Origin of the sequence: Chryseobacterium sp. CBTAP 102 (assembly GCF_003201365.1) — a bacterium.
GTDB lineage: Bacteria > Bacteroidota > Bacteroidia > Flavobacteriales > Weeksellaceae > Chryseobacterium > Chryseobacterium candidae.
Window position 1 is genome coordinate 19,629 of the sequence record NZ_QICX01000018.1, and the last position, 13,844, is coordinate 33,472.

A 13,844-nucleotide genomic window follows, 5' to 3' on the forward strand; every position below is an offset into this window, starting at 1 on the left:
TTGACATTTTTAATGAAGGCAGAACGCTTTTTTAGTTTTTAAAGAGATCATGAATTTCCCATTCATTGCTTATTTTAAAAGGATAATTAATGGATTTTGAACAAACAGCCTCTTCTTATTCTGGCAATATGCTTTATTCTTGGAATTCTTTTTCAGGATAAGGTGGTATTGTCAGATACCATTGTTGGTAGAGTTGGAATAATCTGCTCAATATTGTTGATTTTAATCTGCTTTCATTCTTATCTTCTGCATAAAACCAAAACAGTTTTTCTGATGCTTCTGCTGTTTGGTGCAGGAATTATTCTTCATTTCTATAATACGAATTTGCTGGACGCAAAGTTTCCTATCAAGAAAAATGAAACGCTTATATTTAAAATCTCTCAGAAATTAAATTCTTCAGGAAAATATAGAAAATACGAAGGCATTGCACAGATGGGAAATACAGGTTTTAATTCAATTTTCTATGTTCCAAAAGAGAGTAAAGAGCTGGATTTTATTCATTACTACAAAGCCGAGGCTTATATTGCGCAGCCTAAGGCACCATCACATGATTTTCAGTTCAATTATGCTCAATATCTGAAAAGGAAGCATATTGATTATCAGGTTTATCTTTCAAAAGAAATTGTATGTGCAGAACGGAATGACTTAACGTTGGCAGATCAGCTTAGGCAGTATAGGTTTGAAGTTCTTAAAAAAATAGATAAAACAGAAATTTCGGAAAAAACCCAAGAATTTCTGAAAGGTATTATTCTGGCAGATCGGACGGAGATTGATGCAGACACTGTTAGAGATTTCAATAGATCAGGGCTGGTTCATTTTCTTGCTATTTCCGGAACTCATATTGTGGTTATTTTCGGGATGTTCTATTTTTTTCTGATTCGTTTTACTCCTTTACAATTCAGAAAATATGCTGTGGTTTTCAGTTTGGTTTTTATATGGCTGTTTGCTGTTTTTATTGGATTTGGTAATTCAGTATTGCGTTCCTGCATCATGTTGAGTGTTTATTTTATTTTTGTCCTGCTTCAGCGAAAACCAGATCTGCTTCACTCATTAGCCTTGTCTGCTTTTTTTATTCTAATCGGAGATACGCAGCAGCTTTTTGATGTGGGTTTTCAGCTTAGCTTTTTGGCTGTTTTGGGAATATATTGGCTGAACCAGCCACTTTTGAAATACTTTCCGAAACAGGATAATTATGTCAAAAAACTTTTGTTTAATACCATTGCAATATCGTTATCAGCACAGCTGGCAACCCTTCCCCTGGTCTTGTATTATTTTCATCAGTTTTCATTCATATCAATCATTGCTAATGTTGTTATTGTTCCTTTTTCTGAGATCATTATCGTTTTCTCATTTATAATGACGGGTCTTATTTCTTTTGGAGTTGATTTTGAATTTATAAATGGAATGTATGATGAGGTTATTTACGTTTTACTGAAGATAATCCATTGGTTTGCTGAGATTGATCTGTTGTTTTTTGACAATATCCCAATGAATGGGATAGAAGTGATGTCAGCATCAGTTTTTGTATATTTACTAAGACCCGTTATTCTGAATTTCAATTTTAAAAACAGGATAAGGCTGGTGACAGCAGCATTACTATTTCTGGTGATAAGAACCGGAAGCACTGCATTTGAAAATCAGAAAGAAGAGATATTGGTCCATCATTTTTATAAAAACAAAATTTTTTCCGTAAAAAATAATAACAGAGTATGTTTCTGGATTTCGGATATGAAAAATAAGACGAAGATTTTACAGTATATAGTCAATCCCTATTGTGCTTCCAGGAGAGTAGATCATTTTGAGATAAAACACATGTCTTCCTCTGTTCAAAAAGTAGTTTTCAGGAATAAAACTTACGATCTGAAATGATGGTTCTTAATTTAGCCATTTTCCTGTATCTATAATGGATAAAATTCTTATTTAGAAAGATTACAAACTGCCTATTTGTGAGATTTCTCACTTTTCGATATTGTTAAACTTTCTTAATTTTGTAGAAATTCAAATTTAAACTTATATGGCAGGTTTAACGAGTTCTACGATAGGTAGAAAATATGCTATGGCATTATCAGCTCTATTTTTGCTGATTTTTCTTATACTGCATTTGACGACCAATTTGTTATCAGTTCTAAACAAAGATGCATTTAATACAGCATCTGACTTTATGGGCTATAATCCTTTTGTGCAGTTCTTAATGCAGCCTATTCTTGGTTTTGCAGTAATTTTCCATTTTGTAATGGGATTTGTGCTTGAGATCAAGAATAATAAAGCGCGTCCGGTAAAGTATGCAGCAAACAACGCATCAGTGAATTCTTCATGGATGTCCAGAAATATGATTATTTCAGGTGCTGTTATCTTAGCGTTCCTGGCGCTTCACTTATATGATTTCTGGTTACATGAAATGAATTATAAGTATGTAGAAGGATTGACTCCTGATGCAGAACGTTTCTGGCCGGAACTTCATGAGAAGTTTGCCGATCTTTGGAGAGTGGCTTTATATGTAATTTCTTTTGTTCTGCTAGGATTACACTTAGCTCACGGATTCCAGTCTTCATTCCAGTCTATCGGAGCAAGACATCCAAAATATACGCCGGTGATCAAAGCTTTCGGAACATGGTATTCAATCCTTATTCCTGCAGGATTCATCATCGTAGCAGTTTTCCATTTTATAACTCAATAATATCAATATACTAATATGAGTAAATTAGATTCAAGAATTCCAGCGGGTCCTCTTAAAGACAAGTGGAAAAATCATAAAGACCATATGAACCTTGTTGCCCCAAACAACAGAGACAAGATTGATATTATTGTTGTAGGTACAGGTTTGGCAGGAGGTTCTGCTGCAGCTACATTGGCTGAGCAGGGATATAACGTAAAAGCATTCTGCTACCAGGATTCTCCAAGAAGAGCGCACTCCATTGCCGCTCAGGGAGGGATCAACGCAGCGAAGAATTATCAGGGAGACGGTGACTCTACTTACAGATTATTCTATGATACCATCAAAGGTGGTGACTATAGAGCAAGAGAGGCCAACGTTTACAGATTAGCTGAAGTTTCCGCTAATATTATTGACCAGTGTGTTTCCCAGGGGGTTCCTTTCGGGAGAGATTACGGCGGTCAGCTGGATAACCGTTCATTTGGTGGGGTTCAGGTAAAAAGAACGTTCTATGCAAAAGGACAAACCGGACAGCAGTTATTATTAGGTGCTTATTCTGCAATGAGCCGTCAGATCGGTAAAGGAAGAATTAAGATGTACAACCGTCATGAGATGTTAGATCTTGTTATTGTTGACGGAAAAGCAAGAGGGATTATCGCAAGAAATCTTGTAACAGGTGAAATTGAGAGATACTCTGCTCACGCAGTGGTAATTGCTTCAGGAGGATACGGGAACGTATACTTCCTTTCTACCAATGCAATGGGATCCAACGTTTCTGCGGCATGGAAAATTCACAAGAAAGGAGCTTACTTTGCAAACCCATGCTACGTACAGATTCACCCTACTTGTATTCCTGTTCACGGAACACAGCAGTCTAAACTGACTTTGATGTCTGAATCACTAAGAAACTCAGGAAGAATCTGGGTTCCTAAGAAAATTGAAGATTCAGTAGCGATCAGAGAAGGCAAATTAAGACCTGAAAATATTAAAGAAGAAGATAGAGATTATTATTTGGAAAGAAGATACCCTGCATTCGGTAACCTTGTACCTAGAGACGTTGCTTCCAGAGCAGCTAAGGAAAGATGTGATGCCGGATTCGGGATTGAAAATAATGATACTCAGGAAGGTGTTTACCTTGATTTCTCTACAGAGATCATGAAAAAAGGTAAAGAAGCCGCTATTGAAAAACATATTCATAATCCTACAGATCAGCAGATCTATGATCTTGGTAAGAAGTGGGTTGAGGAGAAGTATGGTAACTTATTCGTAATGTACGAGAAAATTACCGCTGATGATCCTTACAAAACTCCAATGAAGATCTATCCTGCGGTTCACTATACCATGGGTGGTGTTTGGGTTGATTATAACCTTCAGTCTACAATCCCTGGATGTTTCGTAATTGGTGAGGCTAACTTCTCAGATCACGGGGCAAACAGATTGGGGGCATCTGCATTGATGCAGGGGCTTGCTGACGGATATTTTGTACTTCCTTATACGATTGCAGATTACCTTTCTGCAGATATCAGAACAGGAGCTATTCCTACTAATTCAGCACCTTTTGACGAGGCTGAGAAAGGAATTAAAGAAAAAATTGATTTCTTCTTAAACAATAAAGGAACTCATTCAGTAGATCATTTCCATAAAAAACTGGGACACATCATGTGGAACAAGGTAGGTATGGGCAGAACTCCTGAAGGTTTGAGAGAAGCAATCAAAGAAATCGAAGAAGTAAGAAATGACTTCTGGAAAAATGTAAAAGTACCTGGGGAAGGAGAAGGAATGAACACTGAGCTTGAAAAAGCATTCAGAGTAGCAGACTTCCTGGAACTTGGGCAATTAATGGCTATCGATGCACTACACAGAAACGAATCTTGTGGTGGACATTTCCGTGAAGACCATTCAACTCCGGACGGAGAAGCGGAAAGAGATGACGTAAACTACAAATACGTCGGAGCTTGGGAATATCAAGGAAACGATATCAACGCGGAAGTGTTGCATAAAGAAGAGTTGATATATGATAACATCGAGGTTAAAACTAGAAGTTATAAATAGTATGAAGAATTTAAAAAAATTACTATTATTTTTTGTAGTTCTCTTTGGATTCTCTACTGTTGTTGCTCAGAAAATTACGACTCAGGCTATTGATAAACCTTCTGAGGGAAAATCATTAGTTTATATTTTAAAAACCGGAGCTGGTTTACTGGTTAATTTCAGAATTTATGATAAAGATCTTTTTCTAGGACCTATTTCAAGTGGAAAATATCTGGTTTATGAATGTGAACCAGGTGAGCATTTGTTTTGGGCCGGTGCAGAAAACAGAGATTATGTTGAAGCTAACTTGGAGCCTAATTCTGTATACGTTATTAATGCAGAGGGACAAATGGGGGCTTTTGTTGCTGGTGTAAATCTTAAACCTTTAAACCCTAAAGAGTTTAGAGATAAAAAGCTTTTTTATCAGGTGATAAAAGGAGATACTAAAAAAGTATACGAAAAATCACAGGATGATAAGTCTGAAAATATTGCAAAAGCAATGGAAAAATATAAGGAGTTAAAAAGTAGAAACTCTAATAAAATTGCAGTTCTTACTTCAGATATGAAGTTTGAAAATGCAGATAAACCAGAAAAAAATAAATAATCTCCAACCTATAAATAAAAAATTATGAGTGCAAAAAAAGGCTTACATCTTACGCTGAAAATTTGGAGACAAAAAAACAACAAATCTAAAGGTCAGTTTGAGACTTATAAAATATCAGATGTATCTACAGACTCTTCATTTTTAGAGATGTTAGATATCCTGAACGAAAATTTAATTAACGAAGGTAAAGAACCTATCGCTTTTGACCACGACTGTCGTGAGGGAATCTGTGGGATGTGTTCTCTTTACATCAATGGTAGAGCTCACGGGCCTGATACGGGGATTACAACTTGTCAGCTTCACATGAGAATGTTCAAAGATGGAGAGACGATCGTTATTGAACCCTGGAGAAGTGCCGCTTTCCCTGTTATCAAAGACTTAATGGTAGACAGAAGCGCGTTCGACAGAGTAATGGCAGCAGGAGGATTCATTTCTGTGAACACTTCTGGTAATACATTAGATGCTAACGCAATTCCTGTTCCCAAAGAAGATGCAGACAAAGCAATGGATGCAGCAGCTTGTATCGGATGTGGAGCTTGTGTAGCTACATGTAAAAACGGATCTGCAATGTTATTCGTGGGAGCTAAAGTTTCTCAGTATGCATTACTTCCACAAGGTAGAGTAGAAGCTAAGAGAAGAGTTCTGAACATGGTGAAAGCTATGGACGAAGAAGGATTCGGAAACTGTTCAAACACCGGAGCATGTGAAGTAGAATGTCCTAAAGGTATTTCTCTTGAAAACATCGCAAGAATGAACAGAGAATACATGGCTGCTCTTGTAGATCAAGGATAGAATTGATTCAGATACATAAAAAATCGCCTTCACTTTTGGAGGCGATTTTTTTATGAAATTAACACCTCTGTTAAAGTTTGTTAACTTATTGACTGATCTTCGTTATTCTTTATTTATTAAGTATATATTTGAAAGGTAATTGAATCGTTTTCTGAAAAGACCTTCAAATACTTTTTACCTTCAAAAAGACAGTATTCCGTAATTGGAATATCCCTTTTGAACGGTAATAATAAAATTTTTAAAAAAAATAATTAGAGTGAATTAACAAGCCCTAAAAAGCTTATTTTTGTGTAATATTAAAAATTGAAATGAAAAAATATCTTTTATTGTTTATCATCACATTCTTTGTGATGTCTTGTTCAAAAAAAGTAGAAGTAAAAGGAAAAATTACTGGAGGCTCACCATTAGAAAGAATTGAATTTGTAGAAGCTTCAGGAGTAGGAACCCTGCCTTTGATTAATATAGGTCTGGATAAAGACGGAAACTTTTCAGGAAATTTTGATGCTCCTAAAGATGGGATGTACGTAATCAACTACGCAGGCAGACAAAGCCTGATCTATCTTGAAGGAGGACAAAAAGTGAATATCTCAGGAAACGGAGCTACTTTCCCAAATGAATATGTAATTACCGGAGATGCTAAAAAGAACAATGATTTCCTTACGGCTTCTCAGAAGTTTTTAGCTGAGTATGGTAATAAAGTTAACTTAGGCGCTTTAATGGCAGGAGATGAAGCTGCATTCTTGAAAGGGATGCATAAAATTGAAGCAGATATTAATAAAAATGTAAATGACCTGGCTAAGAAAAATAATCCGAGCAAAGGATTATTAGAATGGAAAAAAAACGATGTCAAAGTAACCATTCTTAACTTGCTTGCGAACTATGAAATGTCTCACGGTCCAATGTCAGGAAATCCGTCTTTCAAAGCATCTAAGGCTTTCAAAGATTATGAAACCCAGTTGGAAACAGATAAAGAAGCAATGGTGAAAACTATCCCTCTTTACAGACAATATCTTCTTGTAAAAATGACTCCTGATTTCCAGAAGTATGCGGAAGCAAACAGCAAAGGAAAAACAGGGATTACAACTTCTGAGATGTTCGCTCAGTATTTGAAAACTAAAAAAGATTTATCTCAAACAACAAAAGATTATCTTCTTGCATTTGTAATGGCTCAGGCTGATATTCACCCAACGAGTCCGGCTGCCAATATCGACAAGATTAAAAAGATCATCGATTCAGATATTAAAGATGCTACTATTAAAAGTGACCTTTTAAAAATGCAGGTAGCTATTACAGGACTTAAAATCGGAGAAGCAGCTCCAGAAGCAGCTTTAGCAAAACAAGACGGAAAAGCTTACAAGCTTTCTGAAAACAAAGGGAAACCTTATATGTTATTCTTCTACGCTTCATGGAATCCTTACATCAGCGAAGCTACAGTACCTGTATTAAAAGAAGTGGTAAACTTTTATAAATCTAAAATGAATTTTGTATTTGTAAATGTGGATGATACAAAAGATCAGTTCATTAAAACAAGTAATTCTTTATTAAAAGGAATTCAGGGAGTAAATGTTTACGGAGAAGGAGGATTGAACTCAGATATCGCTAAGAAATATGGGGTATACGGATTCAAATTACCTTGTTTTGTAATTATTGATAAAGATGGTAAAATTGCCAGCAGATCTTTTGTAAACCTTGGTGAGCAGGAATTGGTGACTATTTTGGATAAACAAACAGGTCTTTCCGCACCGAAGGTAGATCAGAATGCTCAAATGCAGCCACAACTGCAGCTTGATCCATCTGCTATGCAGCAAGCACCACAGCAGGCAAATCCACAACCGGCTCCAACAAAATAATAAACTTTAACACAGTATAGAAACCTTATCTTCGGATAAGGTTTTTTTTATTGTATTTTTGCAAACTGGAACGTAAAAGTTTCAATTAGGAAAATAGAAAATTTTAGAATGAGTAGGAAGAAAAAAAGAGATCTAGTTCTTGAAAATATAAAACTATTGACAGCCGGAGCTAAAGGGGTGGCAATAGGGAAAACAGACGAAGGTAAAACTGTAATGGTTTCCGGGGCAATTCCAGGAGATATTGTGAATGTAAGAGTGAAAAAAGCAAAGTCAAAATACTATGAAGGCGAAGCGATTGAAGTTCTTGAAAAATCACCATACAGAGTAGAGCCTAAATGTATCCACTTTGGTACTTGCGGAGGATGCAAATGGCAGAATATGAGCTATGAAAAGCAGCTTGATTTTAAACAGGAAGAAGTATATAATAATATTAAAAGAATCGGAGGAATTGATGACTTTGTAACCGTGCCAATTCTGGGATCTGAAGAACAGTATTTTTATAGAAACAAAATGGAGTTTTCCTTCTCTAATGCAAGATGGCTTACTCAGTACGAAATCAGTTCCGAAGAAAATTTCGGGAGCAAAGATGCTTTAGGTTTCCATATTCCGGGAATGTGGAGCAAAATTCTTGATTTGAAAGAATGTTTCCTTCAGGAAGATCCTTCCAATGCTATAAGACTGGCTGTAAAAGAATATGGCGTTAATAATGGCTTGGATTTCTTTGATGTAAGAAATCAGGAAGGTTTCCTTAGAACCTTGATGATGAGACAGAACTCAAAAGGAGAGTGGATGGTTCTTTTCCAGCTTTACAGAGAAGAAAAAGAAAACAGAGAAAAGCTTTTTGAATTCTTATTAGAAAAATTTCCGCAGATTAAAACGTTGGTATATGCCATCAACCCTAAACAGAATGACTCTATTTATGATTTAAATATCAATGTGTACTTCGGGGAAGGTTATCTTATGGAAGAGATGGATGGGCTGCATTTTAAGATAGGGCCGAAATCATTCTTCCAGACCAACTACAAACAGGCATTGGAACTATACAGAAAAACATTGGAATTTGCAGATCTGAAAGGCAATGAAGTAGTATATGATCTTTATACAGGAACTGGAACAATCGCCCAGTATGTAGCAAGAAATGCAAAACAGGTCATCGGAATAGAATCTGTACAGGAAGCCATAGATGCAGCAATAGAACATGCGGCATTGAACGGATTGACAAACACAACATTCTATTGTGGAGATATGAAAGATATTTTCAATGACGAATTCATGGCAAACCACCCTAAAGCAGATGTATTAATCACAGATCCACCAAGAGATGGAATGCATCAGAAGGTGGTAGAACAGATTCTTAAGCTTTCACCGCAAAAAGTAGTTTATGTAAGCTGCAACTCGGCAACACAGGCAAGAGATCTGGCATTGATGAAAGAACATTATACTTTAGTGAAGATCTTACCGGTAGATATGTTTCCGCAAACACACCATGTTGAGAATATTGCATTGCTGATTAAAAAATAAATTTATTTAAATTTGAAATCTTAATATGAAGTACTTTAAATTTCTCATAGCGATCTGCTTTTTAGGAATGCTTTTTTCCTGTGGAGGTGACGATGATATTTGTGAAAGCGGAGAAGGAACCCCCAGAATGAAGGTAGCCTTCAGGTCTATGGATAGTGGAAAAGAAAAGACTCTGGATTCACTCTATGTTGCGGTAGATTATGGTGCCGGAAAGGTAGATCTGGGAGGAGTTGCAAAGATTGATTCCAGATTAATTCCTTTACGTGTAGACAGCTCACCGTATACAGATGTTTATTTTAAACTTACCAAAAAGGGTGCGGAATCTAAAGTAAGGATTAAGTATACTACAAAATCAACTTATGTATCTCCGGGATGCGGGATTAAAAAGTCATATGAGAATTTAAGTTCAGAATTGTTAACTCCTAATCCGGTGCTAAAGCTGGAGGCCGGACAAAATCAAATAGAGAATGAAGACAAGACTAATCTTTACCTTTCTTTTTAGTTTTTTTGGAATAATAAGCTGGGCTCAGGACAAAAAAAAGGAAGCAGAGAAGAAGGTTCACGAAAAATATGAACCTAATTTTATGGTTGGCCTTGATGTATTGAATACCGGAGCCGGATTTTTTTCGGATAGAAAACTATATCAGGGATTTATCTCTTCAAAAATCAGAGGAAATGTTCATGCCATTGCAGAAGCCGGTTTTGAGAAAAACGTATATCAGAAGAATGGATATGATGCCAAGGCAAACGGTCCCTTTGTTAAGTTGGGGGCTTTCTATATGCTCGCAAAAGATGCTGAAAATGAATTCAACGGTTTTTATGCAGGAGGAAAAGTGGGAGGATCATTTTATAATCAGGAGTATATGGCGGTTCCCGTTCGTGGATTTGGTGGAAGTAACTCCTCTGAAGCATTTCCCTCATCCTCTCAGTCTTCTTTTTGGCTGGAAGGAACTATAGGAGGAAGGGTGCAGTTATTCAGCTCCAATTTTTATATAGATGTAAATCTTCAGCCAAGATATATGGTATACACTTCCAAACAGGATGATATCTCTCCGATGATTGTTCCGGGTTTTGGAAAAAGTTCTTCGAAGTTTAATATGGGATTTGCATGGAATATCGCGTATAAGTTCTAGAAATAGTAATACATAACTTTTAAAATACATAAAATACAAACTTTAGACTCGTCTGAAGTTTGTGTTTTTTTTAATAAATATGCTTATTAGATGTATAATGTTAAAAAATAACTGCTTATTTCATTTTTGTAATTTATAAATTGGCTATATTTGGCAAAAATTATAATTGTGTTTTAATTTATGAAAAGAGTATTTACTGCTTTAATGTTTACTTTTATTGGAGGGGCAGTGTTCGGCCAATGGACACCTACTTCTCTTAAAAAAGGAGACGATAACAAAAGAAGTACAGGATTTAGAGTAGATCAATCTAATGTAAGAGGTAACGGGTACTATAAACTGGACCTGAACTTATTGAGATCTCAGCTGAAGAATGCACAGGAAATGGGAGCAAATTCCACTCCTGTAGTAATTTCTCTTCCTACTATGAGTGGGAAGATTGAAAGGTTTAATGTATACAGTTTTCCGGTAGTTGTAAAAGAACTGGCAGACAAGTATGAATTAGGATCTTATGTTGGAACAAGTGTCGATGACCCTACCAAATATTTAAGATTCAGTATCGCTCCTAATGATTTTCAGTCAATGATTATCCATGGAGATAAATATGAATTTATTGACCCCGCTTCAACAGACAAAACAGTGTATGCTGTTCATCCTAAAACAAAAAAGGAAAAGAATGGTTTCTTGTGTTCTACAGAAGAGTCTCCTGCTGCTAAGAAGGAAATAGATGCTTTATTAAAAAACGGACAGTCATTCTCTAATCAGCCAACAACTTTTAATAAAAGTTCTGATAAGAAATACAGAACAATGAGACTGGCAATGTCAGTTACAGGTGAGTATACACAATACTTTATGACACTTGCCGGAGTTCCTGCTACTGCTACTGATGATCAGAAAAGAGCTCCTGCTCTTGTTGCCATCAATAACACACTAACCAGAGTAAATGGGGTTTTTGAGAAAGATTTTGCACTGCACCTGAACCTGCAGAATTTTCCTAATGTAATTTATATTGATCCGGCTAACGATCCGTATGCTGCAGCTGCAACAGGATCACAAGGAGCATGGAACACACAGTTACAAACTGCCTTGACAAATAATGTAGGAAATGAAAACTATGATATCGGACACTTGTTTGGTAAATCAGGAGGTGGAGGAAATGCAGGATGTATCGGATGTGTATGTATTAATCCTACCACTACCGTTCCTAAAGGAAAAGGTTCAGGGTTTACTTCCCCGGCAAATGGAATTCCATCAGGAGACAGCTTTGATATCGACTATGTTGCGCATGAAATGGGGCATCAGTTAGGAGCTAACCATACTTTCTCTCATAATCTTGAAGGAAGCGGGGTGAATATGGAACCAGGTTCAGGAACTACCATTATGGGATATGCAGGTATTACTGGTCCTGACACAGATGTTCAGGCAAATTCTGATCCTTATTTCCACAAAGCAAGTATCGGTCAGGTACAGGCTAATTTAATTGCAAAAACTTGTGATGTAGAAACTACAATTACCAACAACCCGCCGGTAATTGCTGATCTGCCAACATATACTATACCTAAAGGTACTGCTTTTGCATTAACAGGTACTGCTACAGATCCTGAAAATGACCCAATGACCTATTCTTGGGAAGAAGTAGATGATGCTTCAGTTTCTATTGATAAGTATAACTTAGGAAATACTACATCAGGAGCTTCATTCAGATCTGCTGCTCCCAACGCAAGCCCAACAAGATACTTTCCGAAATTTACTTCTGTAATGAGTGGAGTATTAAATAATGCAAATAATACCTGGGAAGCAGTATCTACTATAGCAAGAACTACAAATTTTGCATTAACGGTAAGAGATAATAATTCCAATGTGGCCCAACAGCAGTCAGCTTTTAAAGTTCAGACAATTGTTGTAGGAGATAATGGTCCTTTCAGATTAGCTAACCAATATGCAGATGTGAATACGCCAACTCCAGTTCAGTGGATTGTTGCCAACACCAATGCCGCTCCTTATAATGTTGCTAATGTAAAGATCGACTATACTACAGATAACGGAACAACCTGGACGGTACTATCTGCTTCAACACCTAACGACGGATCTGAAAACTTTACTTTCCCTTCTTCATTGAACGGTCAGACTATTAAAGTAAGAGTTTCTTCAATAGGAAATGTTTTCTATGCAGTAGGGCCTGTTAGTATTGCACCTCTATCTGCTTGTAGCAGTGCTGCTCCAACTAACGTTGTGGTAAGCAATATCACTGTTTCTTCAGGAAGCGTGTCTTGGATGTCCTATACCGGAGCAACTTATAAAGTACGTTACAGAAAAGTAGGTACAACTGTATGGACTGAAGCTGATACCGCAGTTCCTTCAATTAACCTAAGTAATTTGATTGATGGTACTACTTATGAAGTACAGGTGGCTTTAGTTTGCGGTACTACAGTAGGAACATATTCTGCATCTGTAAACTTCAGTACACCGGCACTTACTTATTGTACAGCTTCTACAGGTAGTTCAAGTTATGAGTATATTGCCAATGTAACCCTTGCGAATGTAAATAATACCTCTGCAAATAGTACCTATACAAATTATACAACGAATTCAGCTCTTCAGATTAACTTAACAAAAGGAAATGTTTATCCTATGTCTGTTACTGTTGGTAATCCTGATATTGCAGATTATGATGCAGTAGCAGCATTTATTGACTTTGACAAGGACGGTGTTTTCAGTGATTCCGAAAGAGTATTGAATTATCCTGTAACATTAACGCAGCCATCAACGGTGATCAATTCAAATGTTACAATTCCAAGTAATGCAGTAGAAGGGCAGCCACTAAGAATGAGAGTTGTAGCATTCTATGTTGGAGCTGGTAGCGGAAACGGAAATGTTGGCCTTTCATTGCCTGCAGAATATGTATGTGGAGACCTTTTCGATTACGGAGAAGTGGAAGATTATAACGTAGTTATTACAGGAAACCTTGCTACTTCTGAAACAACTGTTAAGAATGATGGTATCCAGATTTATCCAAATCCAGCAACTGATGTTCTGAACGTTACTAAAGTTTCAGATAAGGTAACTTATAAAATCTATAGTGCTGCCGGACAATTAGTAGATAGAGGAAATATCAATAATGGAAAGGTTAATGTTTCGGCTTTAGTTAAAGGTGGTTACATTATTACAATAGATGATAAAGGAATTGAACAATTCAAATCTAAATTTATCAAAAAATAAAGATAACCTTTAAATATTAGTAAATCCCCGGGAACTCCCGGGGA

The 13,844-nt window shown here is 36.5% G+C and carries 10 protein-coding genes; all 10 read left to right on the top strand.

The window, feature by feature from the left end:
• The first annotated feature begins 96 nt into the window (after nucleotides 1–96).
• The 10 genes from C8D70_RS19245 to C8D70_RS19290 all read left to right on the top strand — a co-directional run bounded on the left by C8D70_RS19245 (nucleotide 97) and on the right by C8D70_RS19290 (nucleotide 13,800).
• On the top strand, nucleotides 97–1,869 hold the full coding sequence (locus C8D70_RS19245; RefSeq protein WP_110368367.1) for a ComEC/Rec2 family competence protein: 1,773 nt from the start codon (nucleotides 97–99) through the stop codon (nucleotides 1,867–1,869).
• Nucleotides 1,870–2,014: 145 nt separating this feature from the next.
• Nucleotides 2,015–2,677, top strand: a complete 663-nt coding sequence (locus C8D70_RS19250) for a succinate dehydrogenase cytochrome b subunit (protein WP_076594954.1) — start codon at nucleotides 2,015–2,017, stop codon at nucleotides 2,675–2,677.
• Between the two features lie 15 nt (nucleotides 2,678–2,692).
• On the top strand, nucleotides 2,693–4,705 hold the full coding sequence (locus C8D70_RS19255) for a fumarate reductase/succinate dehydrogenase flavoprotein subunit (RefSeq protein ID WP_110368368.1): 2,013 nt from the start codon (nucleotides 2,693–2,695) through the stop codon (nucleotides 4,703–4,705).
• 1 nt (nucleotide 4,706) lies between these two features.
• Nucleotides 4,707–5,288 (top strand): hypothetical protein, encoded by a 582-nt coding sequence (locus C8D70_RS19260; RefSeq protein WP_181416167.1) that lies wholly within the window; start codon nucleotides 4,707–4,709, stop codon nucleotides 5,286–5,288.
• 24 nt (nucleotides 5,289–5,312) lie between these two features.
• On the top strand, nucleotides 5,313–6,080 hold the full coding sequence (locus C8D70_RS19265; protein WP_065399437.1) for a succinate dehydrogenase/fumarate reductase iron-sulfur subunit: 768 nt from the start codon (nucleotides 5,313–5,315) through the stop codon (nucleotides 6,078–6,080).
• Between the two features lie 308 nt (nucleotides 6,081–6,388).
• Entirely contained in the window at nucleotides 6,389–7,930 is a 1,542-nt protein-coding gene (locus C8D70_RS19270; RefSeq protein WP_110368369.1) for a TlpA family protein disulfide reductase, read from the top strand.
• Nucleotides 7,931–8,038: 108 nt separating this feature from the next.
• A complete protein-coding gene (rlmD, locus tag C8D70_RS19275) occupies nucleotides 8,039–9,451 on the top strand; it encodes a 23S rRNA (uracil(1939)-C(5))-methyltransferase RlmD (protein ID WP_110368370.1) in 1,413 nt (470 codons plus the stop codon).
• Nucleotides 9,452–9,476: 25 nt separating this feature from the next.
• Nucleotides 9,477–9,953: a DUF6452 family protein gene (locus tag C8D70_RS19280; protein WP_076594959.1), complete on the top strand. Its 477-nt coding sequence runs from the start codon at nucleotides 9,477–9,479 to the stop codon at nucleotides 9,951–9,953.
• Entirely contained in the window at nucleotides 9,919–10,584 is a 666-nt protein-coding gene (locus tag C8D70_RS19285) for a DUF6048 family protein (RefSeq protein ID WP_076594960.1), read from the top strand. The genes C8D70_RS19280 and C8D70_RS19285 overlap by 35 nt, the downstream gene beginning before the upstream one ends.
• Nucleotides 10,585–10,764: 180 nt before the next feature.
• Complete coding sequence (locus tag C8D70_RS19290) at nucleotides 10,765–13,800, top strand: reprolysin-like metallopeptidase (RefSeq protein ID WP_110368371.1); 3,036 nt, start codon at nucleotides 10,765–10,767, stop codon at nucleotides 13,798–13,800.
• Nucleotides 13,801–13,844: the final 44 nt, after the last annotated feature.